Source organism: Stenotrophomonas maltophilia (genome assembly GCF_900186865.1).
GTDB classification, from domain to species: domain Bacteria; phylum Pseudomonadota; class Gammaproteobacteria; order Xanthomonadales; family Xanthomonadaceae; genus Stenotrophomonas; species Stenotrophomonas maltophilia.
Genome location: NZ_LT906480.1, coordinates 3636236 through 3649945, shown reverse-complemented (window position 1 = coordinate 3649945; position 13710 = coordinate 3636236). Strand labels below are relative to the sequence as shown.

12 protein-coding genes are annotated in these 13710 nt (G+C 68.3%); 6 read left to right on the top strand and 6 right to left on the bottom strand.

The genetic code is table 11. The annotated features are described in order from the left end of the window. Nucleotides 1-73: 73 nt before the first annotated feature. Both CKW06_RS17400 and CKW06_RS17395 read right to left on the bottom strand, forming a co-directional pair. The gene (locus tag CKW06_RS17400; RefSeq protein WP_024958813.1) at nt 74-859 is read right to left on the bottom strand and encodes a queuosine precursor transporter; all 786 of its coding nucleotides are present in this window, start codon (nt 857-859) and stop codon (nt 74-76) included. Continuing rightward, nucleotides 856-1551: a DUF502 domain-containing protein gene (locus tag CKW06_RS17395; RefSeq protein WP_005414135.1), complete on the bottom strand. Its 696-nt coding sequence runs from the start codon at nt 1549-1551 to the stop codon at nt 856-858. The genes CKW06_RS17400 and CKW06_RS17395 overlap by 4 nt, the downstream gene beginning before the upstream one ends. Nucleotides 1552-1627: 76 nt before the next feature. Here CKW06_RS17395 and CKW06_RS17390 point away from each other — a divergent pair, with 76 nt between their 5' ends. Continuing rightward, a complete protein-coding gene (locus tag CKW06_RS17390; RefSeq protein ID WP_024956028.1) occupies nt 1628-2944 on the top strand; it encodes a hypothetical protein in 1317 nt (438 codons plus the stop codon). A 7-nt stretch (nt 2945-2951) separates the two neighbouring features. Here CKW06_RS17390 and CKW06_RS17385 read toward each other — a convergent pair whose 3' ends face one another. The 4 genes from CKW06_RS17385 to trxA form a co-directional block, all read right to left on the bottom strand. Continuing rightward, on the bottom strand, nt 2952-3404 hold the full coding sequence (locus tag CKW06_RS17385; protein ID WP_024956029.1) for a DUF4442 domain-containing protein: 453 nt from the start codon (nt 3402-3404) through the stop codon (nt 2952-2954). A 73-nt stretch (nt 3405-3477) separates the two neighbouring features. Continuing rightward, nucleotides 3478-5094: a CHASE2 domain-containing protein gene (locus tag CKW06_RS17380; protein ID WP_024956030.1), complete on the bottom strand. Its 1617-nt coding sequence runs from the start codon at nt 5092-5094 to the stop codon at nt 3478-3480. Beyond that, on the bottom strand, nt 5091-6746 hold the full coding sequence (locus tag CKW06_RS17375; protein ID WP_032963056.1) for a FecR family protein: 1656 nt from the start codon (nt 6744-6746) through the stop codon (nt 5091-5093). The genes CKW06_RS17380 and CKW06_RS17375 overlap by 4 nt, the downstream gene beginning before the upstream one ends. A 153-nt stretch (nt 6747-6899) precedes the next feature. Beyond that, the gene (gene trxA, locus CKW06_RS17370) at nt 6900-7757 is read right to left on the bottom strand and encodes a thioredoxin (RefSeq protein ID WP_024956031.1); all 858 of its coding nucleotides are present in this window, start codon (nt 7755-7757) and stop codon (nt 6900-6902) included. Nucleotides 7758-7881: 124 nt separating this feature from the next. Here trxA and CKW06_RS17365 point away from each other — a divergent pair, with 124 nt between their 5' ends. The 5 genes from CKW06_RS17365 (at nt 7882) to nadD (ending at nt 13669) form a co-directional block, all read left to right on the top strand. After that, nucleotides 7882-8484 (top strand): DUF998 domain-containing protein, encoded by a 603-nt coding sequence (locus CKW06_RS17365; protein ID WP_024956032.1) that lies wholly within the window; start codon nt 7882-7884, stop codon nt 8482-8484. A 105-nt stretch (nt 8485-8589) separates the two neighbouring features. Beyond that, the gene (leuS, locus tag CKW06_RS17360) at nt 8590-11232 is read left to right on the top strand and encodes a leucine--tRNA ligase (protein ID WP_012480931.1); all 2643 of its coding nucleotides are present in this window, start codon (nt 8590-8592) and stop codon (nt 11230-11232) included. 136 nt (nt 11233-11368) lie between these two features. Further along, nucleotides 11369-11953 (top strand): LPS-assembly lipoprotein LptE, encoded by a 585-nt coding sequence (locus tag CKW06_RS17355; protein WP_005410539.1) that lies wholly within the window; start codon nt 11369-11371, stop codon nt 11951-11953. 9 nt (nt 11954-11962) lie between these two features. Next, nucleotides 11963-13000: a DNA polymerase III subunit delta gene (gene holA / locus CKW06_RS17350; RefSeq protein WP_024956033.1), complete on the top strand. Its 1038-nt coding sequence runs from the start codon at nt 11963-11965 to the stop codon at nt 12998-13000. Continuing rightward, nucleotides 13001-13669: a nicotinate-nucleotide adenylyltransferase gene (gene nadD / locus CKW06_RS17345; protein WP_005410537.1), complete on the top strand. Its 669-nt coding sequence runs from the start codon at nt 13001-13003 to the stop codon at nt 13667-13669. Nucleotides 13670-13710 lie beyond the last annotated feature (41 nt).

The window sequence follows — 13710 nt, the reverse complement described above, 5'->3', positions numbered from 1 at the left end:
GATCGTGGAGCTTGCACGATCCGCGCGCGTACGGCCAGCGTGAAGACGCAGTCAGCTTGGTGGCGCTGGGGCTTCAGTCAGCCGCAGCGGCGGCGCGCAGTGCCGCCGCGCGACCGGCGCCCAGATAGCGGGTGATGGCACGCCGCATCAGGTACAGCAACGGAATCAGGGCGACCGCAAAGCCCATCTTGTACACGTAGTTGACGCTGGCGACCGCAAGGAACAGCGAGGTCGGCCAGTGTTGCGGGCCCAGCACGAAGGCGATCCAGATCACCACGAAGCTGTCCACCACCTGCGAGATCGCGGTCGATCCGGTCGCACGCAGCCACACGTGGCGTTCGCCGGTGGCCTGGCGGATGCGGTGGAACACCGCCACGTCGATCAGCTGGCCGAGCAGGAAGGCCACCAGCGAACCGGCGATGGTCCACATGCCCTGGCCGAACACGGCTGCGAACGCGGCCTGGTAGTCGGGCACACCATGGTCATCCATCGACGTGACCCACCAGCTGGCCGGCGCCAGCGAAATGGCCGCGAAGGCGAACAGGAAACCGTAGCCGATCAGCACCACCGCCAGCCACGAGATGAAGCGCACGCCGCGCTTGCCGAAAAACTCGTTGATGGTGTCGGTCATGATGAACACCACCGGCCACAGCAGGGTACCGGCGGTGAAGCTGAGCGAGCCGGTCTGGCCGAACAGGTTCCAGTTCAGCGGGGCGATGCCCAGCGTGTCTTCCAGCGCGAAGATCTTCACCCCGATCAGCTCGGCCAGCACCGCATTGCCGCAGAAGAACGCGGCCAGCACGATGAACAGCAGGACCGCGCGGTCCTGCAGCGGGCGCTCGATCGGCGCCGGGGTCATTCGGTGCGTTCGCCGGTGCGTTCGCCGGCGCGGGTGAACGGCACGCTGGACGGTGCGACGGCGCCGCCGGAAATGATGAAGCTCATGGCCTGGTCGACGGTCCAGTCAGTCGGGGTCAGCAGTTCCACCGGCACGATTTCCAGGTAGCCCGAGGTCGGGTTTGGCGTGGTCGGTACATACACCGCGGCCAGCTCACGGTCGGTGCCGTGTTCCTTGATCACGCGGGTGACCAGTCCGACCGATTTCATGTCGCGGTGCGGGAAGTCGATCAGCACCACGCGCTGGGTGCTGCCCGGTTCGGTCTGCAGCATGTCCAGCAGCTTCTTTGCGCTGTCGTAGATGATGCTGGCCAGCGGAATGCGCTTGATGACCGCGCCCACCCAGCGCAGCAGGCGCTGGCCGAGCACGCGGCGGCTGGCCACGCCCACCGCCAGGATCACCAGCAGGGTGGCCAGCAGGGCGATGGTGTCCTGGATCCATTCGGCGCGGACCCAGCCGAGGTAGTGCGGGAAGCTTGTCGCGATCTGCTCGGACAGCGGTACCACCAGCGGGCTGGAAATGCCCGACAGCAACACGAACACGAACTTGACCACGACCCAGGTCAGCCAGATCGGCAGCAGGGTCAGCAGGCCGGTCAGGAACAGGCGCTGCAGGGAGGGGCGGGGGACCAGGGCGGGGGCTTCGAGCGACATGTGCGCATTGTAGCGGTCACTGCCGGTCGATTACGCTGGTGGATCGACTGCGGCAACGAGCCATGGAAGGGAAGCTGTGTTGAAGATTCTGCGCGGACTGGGCTGGACCCTGGCGGGCCTGCTGCTGTTGACCATCGTGGTGTGGTGCGCCTCACGCATGTGGCCGGTGCCGGAATCGCGGTTGCAGGCGCAGCAACGGCTGGAAGCGCGGCTGCCGGCGAGCGGGCGCAACGGTTATGCCCTGTTGTGGACGCTGCCGTTCGACGATCTGGATGCCCGCCAGCGCGAGCAGGCGTTGGCCGAGGACGTGCGCCGTTGGGAGGCCGACCTGCGGGGCAGCAGCGGCGGCCAGACACACCTGGTGGCCAACCATGCCGAGCTGCGCTCGCGGCCCGGTGCCAGTTGCGGGCCGGCCGCCCGCGGCTGCCTCGCCCAGGTCCGCGCGGACCCGCAACGCTTCGTGGAGGCCCATGCCGGGCACCAGCAGTTGCACGCGCGGCTGGATCAGCTCGCCGAAGCAGACTACTTCGTATCGCCGTTCCAGCCGAAGGGCGAGGGCATCCTGGTGCCGATGCCGACCTACGGGCTGGTGGTCGATGCCACCAGCGCACGCGCGCTGGCGTTCGTACAGGGTGACATCGATGGTGCCCTGCGCGGCAGCTGCCGGGGAGTGCAGCTGGGCCGGCGGCTGGTGCCCGGTGGCAGCTATCTGGTCGAAAGCATCATCGGCGCCAGCCTGGTACAGGCCAACGCGCAGCTGCTGGCCGACATGCTGGTCGAACTGCCTGCCGATCACCCGCTGCCGGCCGAATGCGAACAGGCCATGCAGCCGATGCGGGCCGACGAGCAGAGCCTGTGCCGTGCGATGCAGGGCGAGTATGCGATGAACCGGGTGGCGATCGAGACCTCGGCGCGGGAATTCGGCGGCGCGCTGGTACTGGACCGCAGCAGCACCCTGGCCCGTGCGGCCGGCAATCTCGGTTGGGCCTGTGGCGCGACGGCGACCGCTGCGCTGGAGGCGGACCGTCCGTTGCCGGCACCGGCGCCGCCGCAGCGTGACTTTGGTTGCCTGTCGAACGTCATGGGTTGCCTGTTGACCGACATTGCCGGTCCGGTCTATCCGGCCTATTCGTCGCGCACCCAGGACGCCGCGGCGATGCTGCGCCTGCTGGGCGCACAGCGCTGGCTGCGGCAGCAGCCGGGGGATCCGGTGGATGCCCTGCAGGGGTTGCCGGCGCAGTTCGCCTCGCCGGTGCGGGTGCCGCGCTTGTCGGCGGATGGCCGCCATCTGCAGGTGCCGCGCCGCTCGCCGTCCCGCAGCAACGACGAAAGCCCGTGGCTGTCGGTGCCGCTGCAGGCGGAGCCAGCTTCGACTGCGTTGGCGCGCGATTGAGGCGCGCTCAGCGTGCGTGTGGCTTCAACCGCAGGTACACCTGCTTGCGGACCTGTGCGACCACCTCGCCGCTTTCATTGATCACGTCGTTGCTGAACCAGCGCAGCACCTTCTCGCCACTGGCCGCTTCGGCGCGCAGTTCGTCCAGCAGCGCGTCGTCGATGCGGAATGATGTGCGTACCGTGCCGCGGCCGGGCTTGAGGAAGTCGATGGCGCCGGCGCGATCCCACACGTAGTAGTCGCGGCCGAGGATGTGCAGCAGGCCGAGCATCCAGAACGGATCGGTCATCGCGAACAGGCTGCCACCGAAGTGGGTGCCGACGTAGTTGCGGTTCCATGGCCGCAGGCGCAGCTCGACATCGATCTGCCGGTAGTCGGGGGTGATGCGGGTGACGTGGATGCCGGTGAACAGGAAGGGCGGCCAGAGGTTGATGCCGAAGCGGAACAGACGGGCGTTCATGCGGATCCGGGGGCGCTGGGCGAGGTGTCCAGTCTAACCATTCGCATGCGTATGTTGCACCCGGTGGCACCGGTCACGCGCCGCCGTCGATCACATACCCGTCGCGTCCATTCGCTTTGGCCTGGTACAGCGCGGTGTCGGCCCCTTCGACGAAATGATGCGGTTGCAGCTCGCCTTCCGGTACCCGGGTAAACACGCCGATGGTGAGCGTCACCCGATCGTCGCTGCCGTCACCGTGTACCGGCAATGCACGTACGCAGTCGATCAGGTCCTGGATGACAAGCCGCGCGCCTTCGGCCGGGGTATCGGGCAATACCAGCGCGAATTCATCGCCACCGTAACGCGCGGCCATGTCGCGCGGCCGCCGCGCATGCGCGCCGATCAACCGGGCGACGTCCCGCAGCACGCGGTCGCCGACCTGGTGGCCATGGCGGTCGTTGTGGCGCTTGAAGTGGTCGACATCAATCAGCGCCAGGCTCAGTGGCTTGCCGTTGCGTCGTGCGGCGTCGCATTCCTGCTGCAGCGCCTGTTCGAAACGCAGGCGATTGCCAAGGCCGGTCAGTGCGTCGCGGTTGGCCTGCCGGTGCCAGGCCGAAATCCGCCAGATCGCCCAGGCCAGCAGGACCAGCAGGACGCCCAGCAGGGCGGTGGCTGGCGCCCACCAGAGGTTGCTGGTGCGCAACAGCAACCAGCTCAGCAGAGGGGCAAGCGGCAGCGAACTCAGTGCTGCCAGCCACGGCAGGCGCAGGCCGAGCAGGATCACGCACAGCGCCACCAGCACCGCGCTGATGGTGTGCTGCCAGAAGCGGGGCAGCACCTCGATCTGCTTGTGCTGCAGCAGCATCGAGGCGATGTTGGCCTGGTACTCGCTGCCGCTCATCCAGAACTCGCGGGTGGTCGGGGTCAGCAGGCGCGGTGCGATGCCGCTGGCGGTCATGCCGACGATGATGCGGCGGCCATGCAGCATCGCCATGTCCACGAGCACGTCTGCGTAGGAAACCTGCGGCAACTGCTCGGGAGGTCCGGCATAGCGCACCCGCACGTAGTCGTTGCGCCGCCATTGATAGGGCGAGCCCACCTCGGGATCAGGGTCGGGCAGCCCGCGCACCGCGCCCGCGGGCAGGCCGGTCAGGGCCAGCCCGAGCGCCGGCCAATGCGCCTTGCCGATGCCCGCATGCAGGTAGATGCCGCGGGCGACACCGTCACTGTCCACCTCAACGTCGGTGTGGCCGATGGCGGCGGCACTGGCCGCGATCTGCGGAACCGGCAGCATTTCCTCTGCCATGCGATCGCCGGCTGCCGGTGCGGCCAGCACCGGCAGCACCACCCGGCCATTGCGACGGATGGCCGCGGCCAGCGCCTCGTCCTGGCGGCTGTCGCGGCGGTCCGGCTCGGACAGCATCAGATCCAGCGCGACCCGTTCGGCACCGGCATCGGTCAGGCGATCCAGCAACCGGGCGTGGACCGAGCGCGGCCACGGCCATTGGCCGATGCGTTGCAGGCTGCCTTCGTCGATGGCCACGATCAGCACGCTCGGGTCGGGTCGATAGTCCCAGTTGCCGACCATCGCGTCGTAGGTGGCCTCGTCCTGCCGCCACAGCCATTGGCCCTGGCTGGCGACGAGGGTCAGTATCCCGGCCAGCATGGCCAGCAGGATCCGCTTCGACCACGGCAGCGGCGAGCGCCTCACAACAGCAGCCACAGCAGCAGGGCACCACCGCCGGTGCCATAGCAGAGGCGACACGGCAGGGCGATCTGCTGGGCAGGCGAGAACTCGCCGGCATGGCCGTCATCGTCGATGTACTGCACGCGCACATGCAGGGTACCGCGCCACGGACGCTTGAAGCTGACCTGCGGTTCGGCCACGGTTTCGTCGACCAGGGGCGCCTTGAAGTCGCCGCGGCGGTCGACCTGCACGCGATAGCGCTGGCCTTCGCTGCCGGCCTGCCAACGCAGGGTCAGTTCACCGTGCGCGGCCTCCGGCGGTTGCAGCGCAGGATCCACCGGCTCGTTGCTCAGCCGCAGTGGCAGGGCCTGGCCATAGCGCCCCTGGTGCCCATCGGCACTGCGGGAGGCGATCCGCCAGAAGTAGTGACCCGGCGGCAATGGCTGCGCCAGGCGCAGATCGGTGCCGGTGCTGGTCTGTTCCTGCAGTGGCTGTACGAAGGTGGAATCAGCCGCGATCTGCAGCACGCTGCTGCGCGCACCGGGGGCTTGGCTCCAGCGGAAACGCGGGCGGTCGCTGTTGATTGTCTGTCCATGCAGCGGGGTCAGGGTCAGCGGCGGTGGGGGCTGGTCGCTGAGTTCGAAGTCGGCACTGGCGTCGATGCCTTCCACACCCTGCGCATCGACCGCGCGCAGCAGGATGCGCAGCTGGCCCGGCGGCAGATCGCCGATGGCCAGGCGGGTATCGGGGGTGGTGGCAGCGAACAGCAGGATCTCCGGCGTGGCTGCCTCTACCACTTCAACGCGGTAATGCGCGGCGCCGGTGACCGGAGTCCATGCCAGCAGCGTCGGCAACGGGGCCAGGCGCAGTTCATCGTTGCGCAGCTGCGGCGCCGGCAGCAGTACGGAGACTGCGTCCGGAGCGGCGTCTGCGCTGGCGCTGCGGGTGGCCTGTCCGGGCTGGACCATGCGCTGGCCATGGGTGTTGCCGACCTGCACCTTGCCCTGCAGGACCTCGGTGGCCGCGACATCACGACCGTCGCCGGCACTGACCCGGAAGACGGTGCCGCGCACGCTGCTGGTGGCGGTGGGCGCATCGATGATGTAGCGCGATGCCGGGCCGCGCGCGGGCGTCACCCGATTGCTGGCGCGGCCCTGCTGCAGGCGCAGGCGGGTGTCGACCATGCCGGTGTGGCCGTAGCGGCTGAGCTGGTCCAGGCGCAGGCGCGAGTACTCACGCAGCTGCAGGCGCGACGCATCGGCAAATTCCAGCGTGACGCTGGATTCGCCCTCGGTCTGTACGGTGTCTCCGATATGCAGTTGCTCGCCGGCCTGGATGGCGCGGCTGGCGCTACCGTCTCCACTGGACAGTTCGACCTTGCCGCGGACCGAGAGCACCCGCGCCGGTGCCGGTTCGATGCGCAGCCAGCTGATGGGGAAACGCAGCAGCTGGCCGGGCGGCAGCCGGTAGGGGTTGTCGATTCGGTTGTGCTGCTGGAGCTGTTGCCAGCGCACCGAGGGTTTCAGATACACGCCACCCAGATCCCACAGGGTGTCGCCGGGGCGGACCCGGTAGTTCCAGTCCTGCGCGGCGGCGATGGCCGGCAGCAGAAGCAGGGCACAGAGCAGGGCGCCCTGGAAGCGCGTGGCAAACAACAGCGAGCGGACGAAGGTCACAGTTTTGCAATCCCGGCAATGCGGGGGTGCAGCTGCAAGACCCCATGGCCCCGACCTCATCCCCCCGAACGGATCGTGGCGGCCGTACGGCCGCCATCGTGCGCATTATTGCCCGCGTCCAGTGCAGGGATTCTGAACGAACCCGGCTTCCGTTCAGAACAGCAGGGAGGCCATCCTGCGGCGGTACTGGCCGACCAGGTCCTCGTCGGAGATCACATTGAAGGCATCGATCAGCGCCTTGCGCGGCAGGCCTTCCTCGAAACTCCGGTCGATCCGCAGCATGTCCAGGAACTGCGCCAGCGCGGCTTCGTCATGGCCGCCGAGCAGCAGCTGCACGCCGCGCAGGTGGCGAGCCTTGAGGTCATTGCCGTTGGCGGCGATGCGCGCGTCCAGCACCTCGGCGGCCGGGGCGTCCTTCAGGGCGGCGGCAAAGGACAGCCGGGCGCGGGCGCGCACGGCGCGGTCGTCGGTGGCCAGGTTGGCGGGCAGGCCGTCGATCAGCGTACCGGCTTCGTCCACGCCGCCGATCTGCAGCAGGGCCAGGGCCAGGTCGAGCTTCAGCTCGTCCTTGTCCGGCTCGGCGGCGATCTGCGCACGCAGTACGTCCACCTGTGCCTGCGGATCCAACGGCGCTTCGTCCTCGGCGGCAGTGTCGCCGACGTCGGCCGGCACGATGCCGTGCTGGGCCAGGAACTCACGCAGCTGGCCTTCCGGGATGGCGCCGGGGAAACCGTCCACCAGCTGGCCGCCCTTGACCAGGAACACGGTGGGCACCGAGCGGATCTGGAAGGCGGCAGCGATCTGCTGTTCCTTGTCGACATCGACCTTGGCCAGCTCGAAGGCGCCGTTGTATTCGGCGGCCAGCTTTTCCAGCATCGGCCCCAGGGTCTTGCAGGGGCCGCACCACGTGGCCCAGAAGTCGACCAGCACCGGCGTCTGCAGCGACTTCTGCAGGACTTCGGCCTCGAAGGTCGCAGTGGTGGCGTCGAATACGTAGGTCGTCTCGGTCATGGGGGAGGCATCGATTGGCGTCTGGAGACCGATTCTATGGTGACGATCGATGCCAGTCTCAACCCGGACTGCGGCAAATGCCCGACAATGCGTCGTTCCCGCCGCCGTTGCTCCTGGAGCCTGCATGACCTCCCCGTCTTCCCTGTTGCGTCTGTCCGGCCCCGCCGCCGCACTGCTGTTCGTGCTGGCGGTGCTGGGCTTCGGCTCCGGCCTGGACGGCTATGCACAGGCCAGTCACCCGGTGGCCCTGCTGGGCGCACACGGCGTGCCGCACGCGTTGGCCTTCAATCTGCTGGGCTTCGTACTGCCGGGCCTGTTGGCGGTGGTAGCGGCCGAGTGCCTGCGCCGACAGCTGCCGGCCAGTGCTGGCTGGGCGCCGCGGGTGGGCAGCCAGATGCTGTTGCTGGGCGGACTGGCCTTCACCGCGATGGGCTTGATGCCGCTGGATGTGGACGATCTGCACGGGCCGGCCAGCCAGCTGCACGCCAGTGCCTGGATGATCTGGGTGCTGGGCTTCGTCGCCGGCACCCTGTTGCTGGGCATCTCGCAGCTGCGCCAGACGCACGGCCGCGCCCTGGGCGGGGTGGCGCTCGCCTGTGGCGTGCTGGCGGCGCTGGCTGCCTTTGCGCTGCAGGGCGTGCTGCCGGCGCCGCTGGCACAACGGCTTGCATTCGCCTGCTGGGCGGTCTGGCTGGCGCTGGCCCTGCCTCTGTCGCGACCGCGCTGAGACCGGCTCCGGGCGCTGGCGGGGCCGGCGGTCGGCGGGCAGGATTGGAGACGTTTGCCGCACTGCGGTACGCTGTACCGCTTTGCCGCCGCATCCGCGTGTTCCATGACCAGCGCTGAAACCAACGCCTACGACCCGCAGCAGGTTGAATCCGCCGCCCAGAAGTACTGGGACGCCACCCGTGCCTTCGAAGTCGACGAGACTTCGGACAAGCCGAAGTACTACTGCCTGTCGATGCTTCCGTACCCGTCCGGTGCGCTGCACATGGGCCACGTGCGCAATTACACCATCGGCGACGTGATCAGCCGCTACAAGCGCATGACCGGGCACAACGTGCTGCAGCCGATGGGCTGGGACGCGTTCGGCCTGCCTGCGGAGAACGCGGCAATCAAGAACAAGACCGCACCGGCGGCCTGGACCTACAAGAACATCGAGCACATGCGTGGCCAGTTCAAGGCCATGGGCTATGCGGTGGACTGGTCGCGCGAATTCGCCACCTGCCGCCCGGACTACTATGTCCACGAACAGCGCATGTTCACGCGCCTGATGCGCAAGGGCCTGGCCTACCGCCGCAATGCGGTGGTGAACTGGGATCCGGTCGACCAGACCGTGCTGGCCAACGAGCAGGTCATCGATGGCCGTGGTTGGCGTTCCGGTGCGCTGGTCGAGAAGCGCGAGATCCCGCAGTGGTTCCTGCGCATCACCGATTACGCCCAGGAACTGCTGGACGGCCTGGATGAACTGGACGGCTGGCCGGATTCGGTCAAGACCATGCAGCGCAACTGGATCGGCCGCTCCGAAGGTCTGGAAATCCAGTTCGACGTGCGTGATGTCGACGGCACTGCGCTGGATCCGCTGCGCGTGTTCACCACCCGACCGGATACCGTGATGGGCGTGACCTTCGTGTCGATCGCCGCCGAACATCCGCTGGCCCTGCATGCGGCGAAGAACAACCCGGAACTGGCTGCGCTGCTGTCGGAAATGAAGCAGGGTGGCGTGTCCGAGGCCGAGCTGGAAACCCAGGAAAAGCGCGGCATGGACACCGGCCTGCGTGCCATCCATCCGGTCACCGGCGAAAAGGTGCCGGTGTGGGTCGCCAACTTCGTGCTGATGGGCTACGGCACCGGTGCGGTGATGGCTGTTCCGGGCCACGACCAGCGCGACAATGAAGTGGCAAACAAGTACGGCCTGCCGATCAAGCAGGTGATCGCGCTGAAGGATCCGCGCAACGACGACGAGCGCACCTGGGATGGTGCCCGCTGGCAGGACTGGTACAGCGACAAGAACCGTGCCTTCGAGCTGGTCAACTCGGCCGAATTCGATGGGCTGGATTTCCAGGGCGCCTTCGAAGCCTTGGCCGAACGCTTCGAGCGCAAGGCCCAGGGCCAGCGCCGCGTCAACTATCGCCTGCGCGACTGGGGCGTGAGCCGCCAGCGCTACTGGGGTTGCCCGATTCCGGTGATCTACTGCGACAAGTGCGGTGCGGTGCCGGTGCCGGAAGAGCAGCTGCCGGTGGTGCTGCCGGAGGACGTGGCGTTCTCGGGGACTGGTTCGCCGATCAAGACCGATCCGGAATGGCGCAAGACCACCTGCCCGGAATGCGGCGGCGCGGCCGAGCGCGAGACCGACACCTTCGACACCTTCATGGAGTCGAGCTGGTACTACGCCCGCTACACCTCGCCGGGTGCCCGTGATGCGGTCGACAAGCGCGGCAATTACTGGTTGCCGGTCGACCAGTACATCGGCGGCATCGAGCACGCGATCCTGCACCTGATGTATTTCCGCTTCTACCACAAGCTGCTGCGCGACGCGCGGATGGTGGACAGCAACGAACCGGCACGCAACCTGCTGTGCCAGGGCATGGTGATCGCCGAGACCTACTACCGCCCGAACCCGGACGGCTCGAAGGACTGGATCAATCCGGCCGATGTGGAAGTGCAGCGCGACGAGCGCGGCCGCATCACTGGCGCCACGCTGATCGCCGACGGCCAGCCGGTGGTGGTCGGTGGCACTGAAAAGATGTCCAAGTCGAAGAACAACGGCGTGGACCCGCAGGCGATGGTCGACAAGTACGGTGCCGACACCGTGCGCCTGTTCTCGATGTTCGCCGCCCCGCCGGAACAGTCGCTGGAGTGGAACGAAGCCGGCGTGGACGGCATGGCGCGCTTCCTGCGCCGCCTGTGGGCCCAGGTGCAGAAGCACGCCGCCGACGGTGCCGCCCCGGCGCTGGACGTGGCCGCGCTGGACGCCAACCAGAAGGCACTGCGCCGCAAGACCCACGAGACCATCGGCAAGGTCGGTGACGACTATGGCCGTCGCCACAGCTTCAATACCGCCATCGCGGCGGTGATGGAACTGATGAACGCGCTGGCCAAGTTCGAGGACGGCAGCGAGCAGGGCCGTGCGGTGCGCCAGGAAGCGCTGCAGGCCATCGTACTGCTGCTGAACCCGATCACCCCGCATGCCAGCCACGCCCTGTGGCAGGTGCTGGGCCATGGCGAGACGCTGCTGGAAGACCAGCCGTTCCCGCAGGCCGACGCCGGTGCGCTGGTGCGCGACGCGCTGACCCTGGCCGTGCAGGTCAACGGCAAGCTGCGTGGCACCATCGAGGTGGCCGCCGATGCTGCACGCGAGCAGGTCGAAGCACTGGCTCTGGCCGAGCCGAATGCGGCCAAGTTCATGGAAGGCCTGACCGTGCGCAAGATCATCATCGTGCCGGGCAAGATCGTGAACATCGTCGCTGCCTGATGCATCCTGGGCCGGTCACCCACGCGGTGGCCGGTACCTTCCCGGTGCGGGGCCATGCACTTGATGGCCCTGCATTCACGCGGCTTCGGGCAGGCTGTGTGTTGCCGTGATCGCCCGGCTCCGCCAGACTGTCTCCATGACCCGAATCCTGCTTGCCCTCGTTCTTGTCCTCGGCCTTGCCGGCTGCGGTTTCCATCTGCGCAACAAGCTGATGCTGCCGACCGACACGGCGCCGGTGAAGGTGGTCTCCACCGCGCCTTACAGCGAACTGGTCAAGCTGCTCAATCGCAGCCTGCTGGCATCCGGTGCCAAGCTGGCCGACGAGGACAGCAAGGGGCCCAGTACCCAGCTCCAGGTGCTCTCCGAACGCTGGGGCGACCTGCCGATCGCCATCGACTCGCAGGGCCGTGCGCAGGAGTACAGCCTGCGCTATGCGGTGATCTTCATCTTCCGTCGCGAGGATGGCAGCGAGCTGGTGCCGCAGCAGGTGATCGAACTGTCGCGCGACTACGTGTCGCCGCCGACCGACGCCACCGGTACCACCACCGAACGCGAAATCCTGGCCGATGAGCTGCGACGGGAAATGTCCGCGTCGATCATCCGCCGCATCGACAGCGTGGTGCGCGCCGAGATCGAGAAGGGCGGCAGCCTGACGGCGCCGAAGGCCAAGCCGATCGAAGGGGCGGAGCCGGCCGAGCCGGTTCCCGCAGCCAAGCACTGAGTCGCGACGATGGAACTGCGTCCGGAGCAGCTGGCCAGCCAGGGCGCTGACACCCCGCTGGCGCCGGTCTACCTGATTGCCGGCCCGGAAACCCTGCGCGTGCTTGAGGCGGCCGACGCCATCCGTGCACGCGCACGCGCCGCCGGCATCGCCGAGCGGGAAGTGTTCGACGCCGATGGGCGTGATTTCGACTGGAACCAGCTCGACGCCAGCTTCAACGCGCCCAGCCTGTTCAGTGCCCGCCGCCTGGTCGAGGTGCGCCTGCCCAGCGGCAAGCCGGGCAAGGACGGGGCCGAGGTGATCAGCCAGTTCTGCGCCAACCCGGCGCCGGACGTGGTGCTGATGATTACCGCCAGCGAATGGAGCAAGGCCCACCAGGGCAAGTGGGCCGAGGCAGTCAATCGCATCGGCGTGCTGTCGGTGGCGTGGGCGATCAAGCCGCACGAACTGCCGGACTGGATCGAGCGCCGCCTGCGTGGCAAGGGCCTGCGTGCCGATCCGGCCGCCGTGCAGCGCCTGGCCGAGCGGGTCGAGGGCAACCTGCTGGCCGCTGCGCAGGAAATCGACAAGCTGGCGTTGCTGGCCGACGGCCAGCCGCTGGACGTGGAACGGATGGAATCGCTGGTGGCCGACGCCGCCCGCTATGACGTTTTCCGGCTGCTGGAAGCCACGTTCTCCGGCCAGCCGCCGGCGGTGCTGCGCATGCTGGCGGGCCTGCGTGGCGAAGGCGAGGTGGTGGCCGCACTGATGCCAATGGTGATCCGCGAGCTGCTGGCTGGTGCCGGCCTGGCCCGGGTACAGGCGCGTGGCGGCAATCTGGCCGCCGAAATGAAATCGCGCGGCATCTGGGAATCGCGGCAAGCGCCCTACAAGCGTGCGCTGCAGCGGCACCCCGAGGGCAAGCGCTGGGAGCGTTTCGTGGCCGAGGCCGGACTGGTCGACCGCATCGCCAAGGGGCGCGCCGACGGTGATGCCTGGCTGGCGCTGGAGCGCCTGCTGGTGGCCGTGGCCGAACCGCGTGCCGTGCGCCTGCTGGCGCGGGCCTGAGTGATGAGCCTGCGGATCTATTACGGGGGCACCTTCGATCCGGTGCACCTCGGGCACCTCGCCATCGCGCGTGCTGCCCGTGACGAACTGCAGGTCGCTGTACGCATGCTGCCGGCGGCTGATCCGCCGCATCGCGCGGTGCCGGGCGCAACCGCTGACCAGCGCTTCACCATGCTCTCGCTGGCCATCGGCGATGAGCCAGGCCTGCTGCTGGACCACCGTGAACTGGACCGCGCCATACGCTTTCCCGGCCGCCCGTCCTATACCGTCGACACCCTGCGCGAACTGCGCGGCGAGTTGGGCCCCAGCCGGCCATTGGCCTGGCTGGTGGGGGCCGACAGCCTGCTGGGCCTGACCCGCTGGCATGAATGGGAGGCACTGTTCGGGCTGGCCCATTTCGTGGTGGCCGAGCGCCCGGGCAGTCCCCTTCAGGCCTCGGTGGATGGCGAACTTGGCCGCGCCCTGGAAGGCCGCTGGGCCGACAACGAGCAGGCCCTGTTCGCCAGTCCGGCCGGGCGCATCCTGCGCCTGCATCATCCGCTGCGCGAGGAATCGGCCAGTGCCGTGCGTGCGCAGATCGCCGCCGGCGGCCCCTGGCGGGCGCTGCTGCCGCCGGCCGTGGCCGACTATGTGGCCGCCCATGGCCTGTACCGCTCCCCTACGCCGTGAATGCCGCCGCCCCGGCTTGCCCGTATAATCGCCCCCACGTT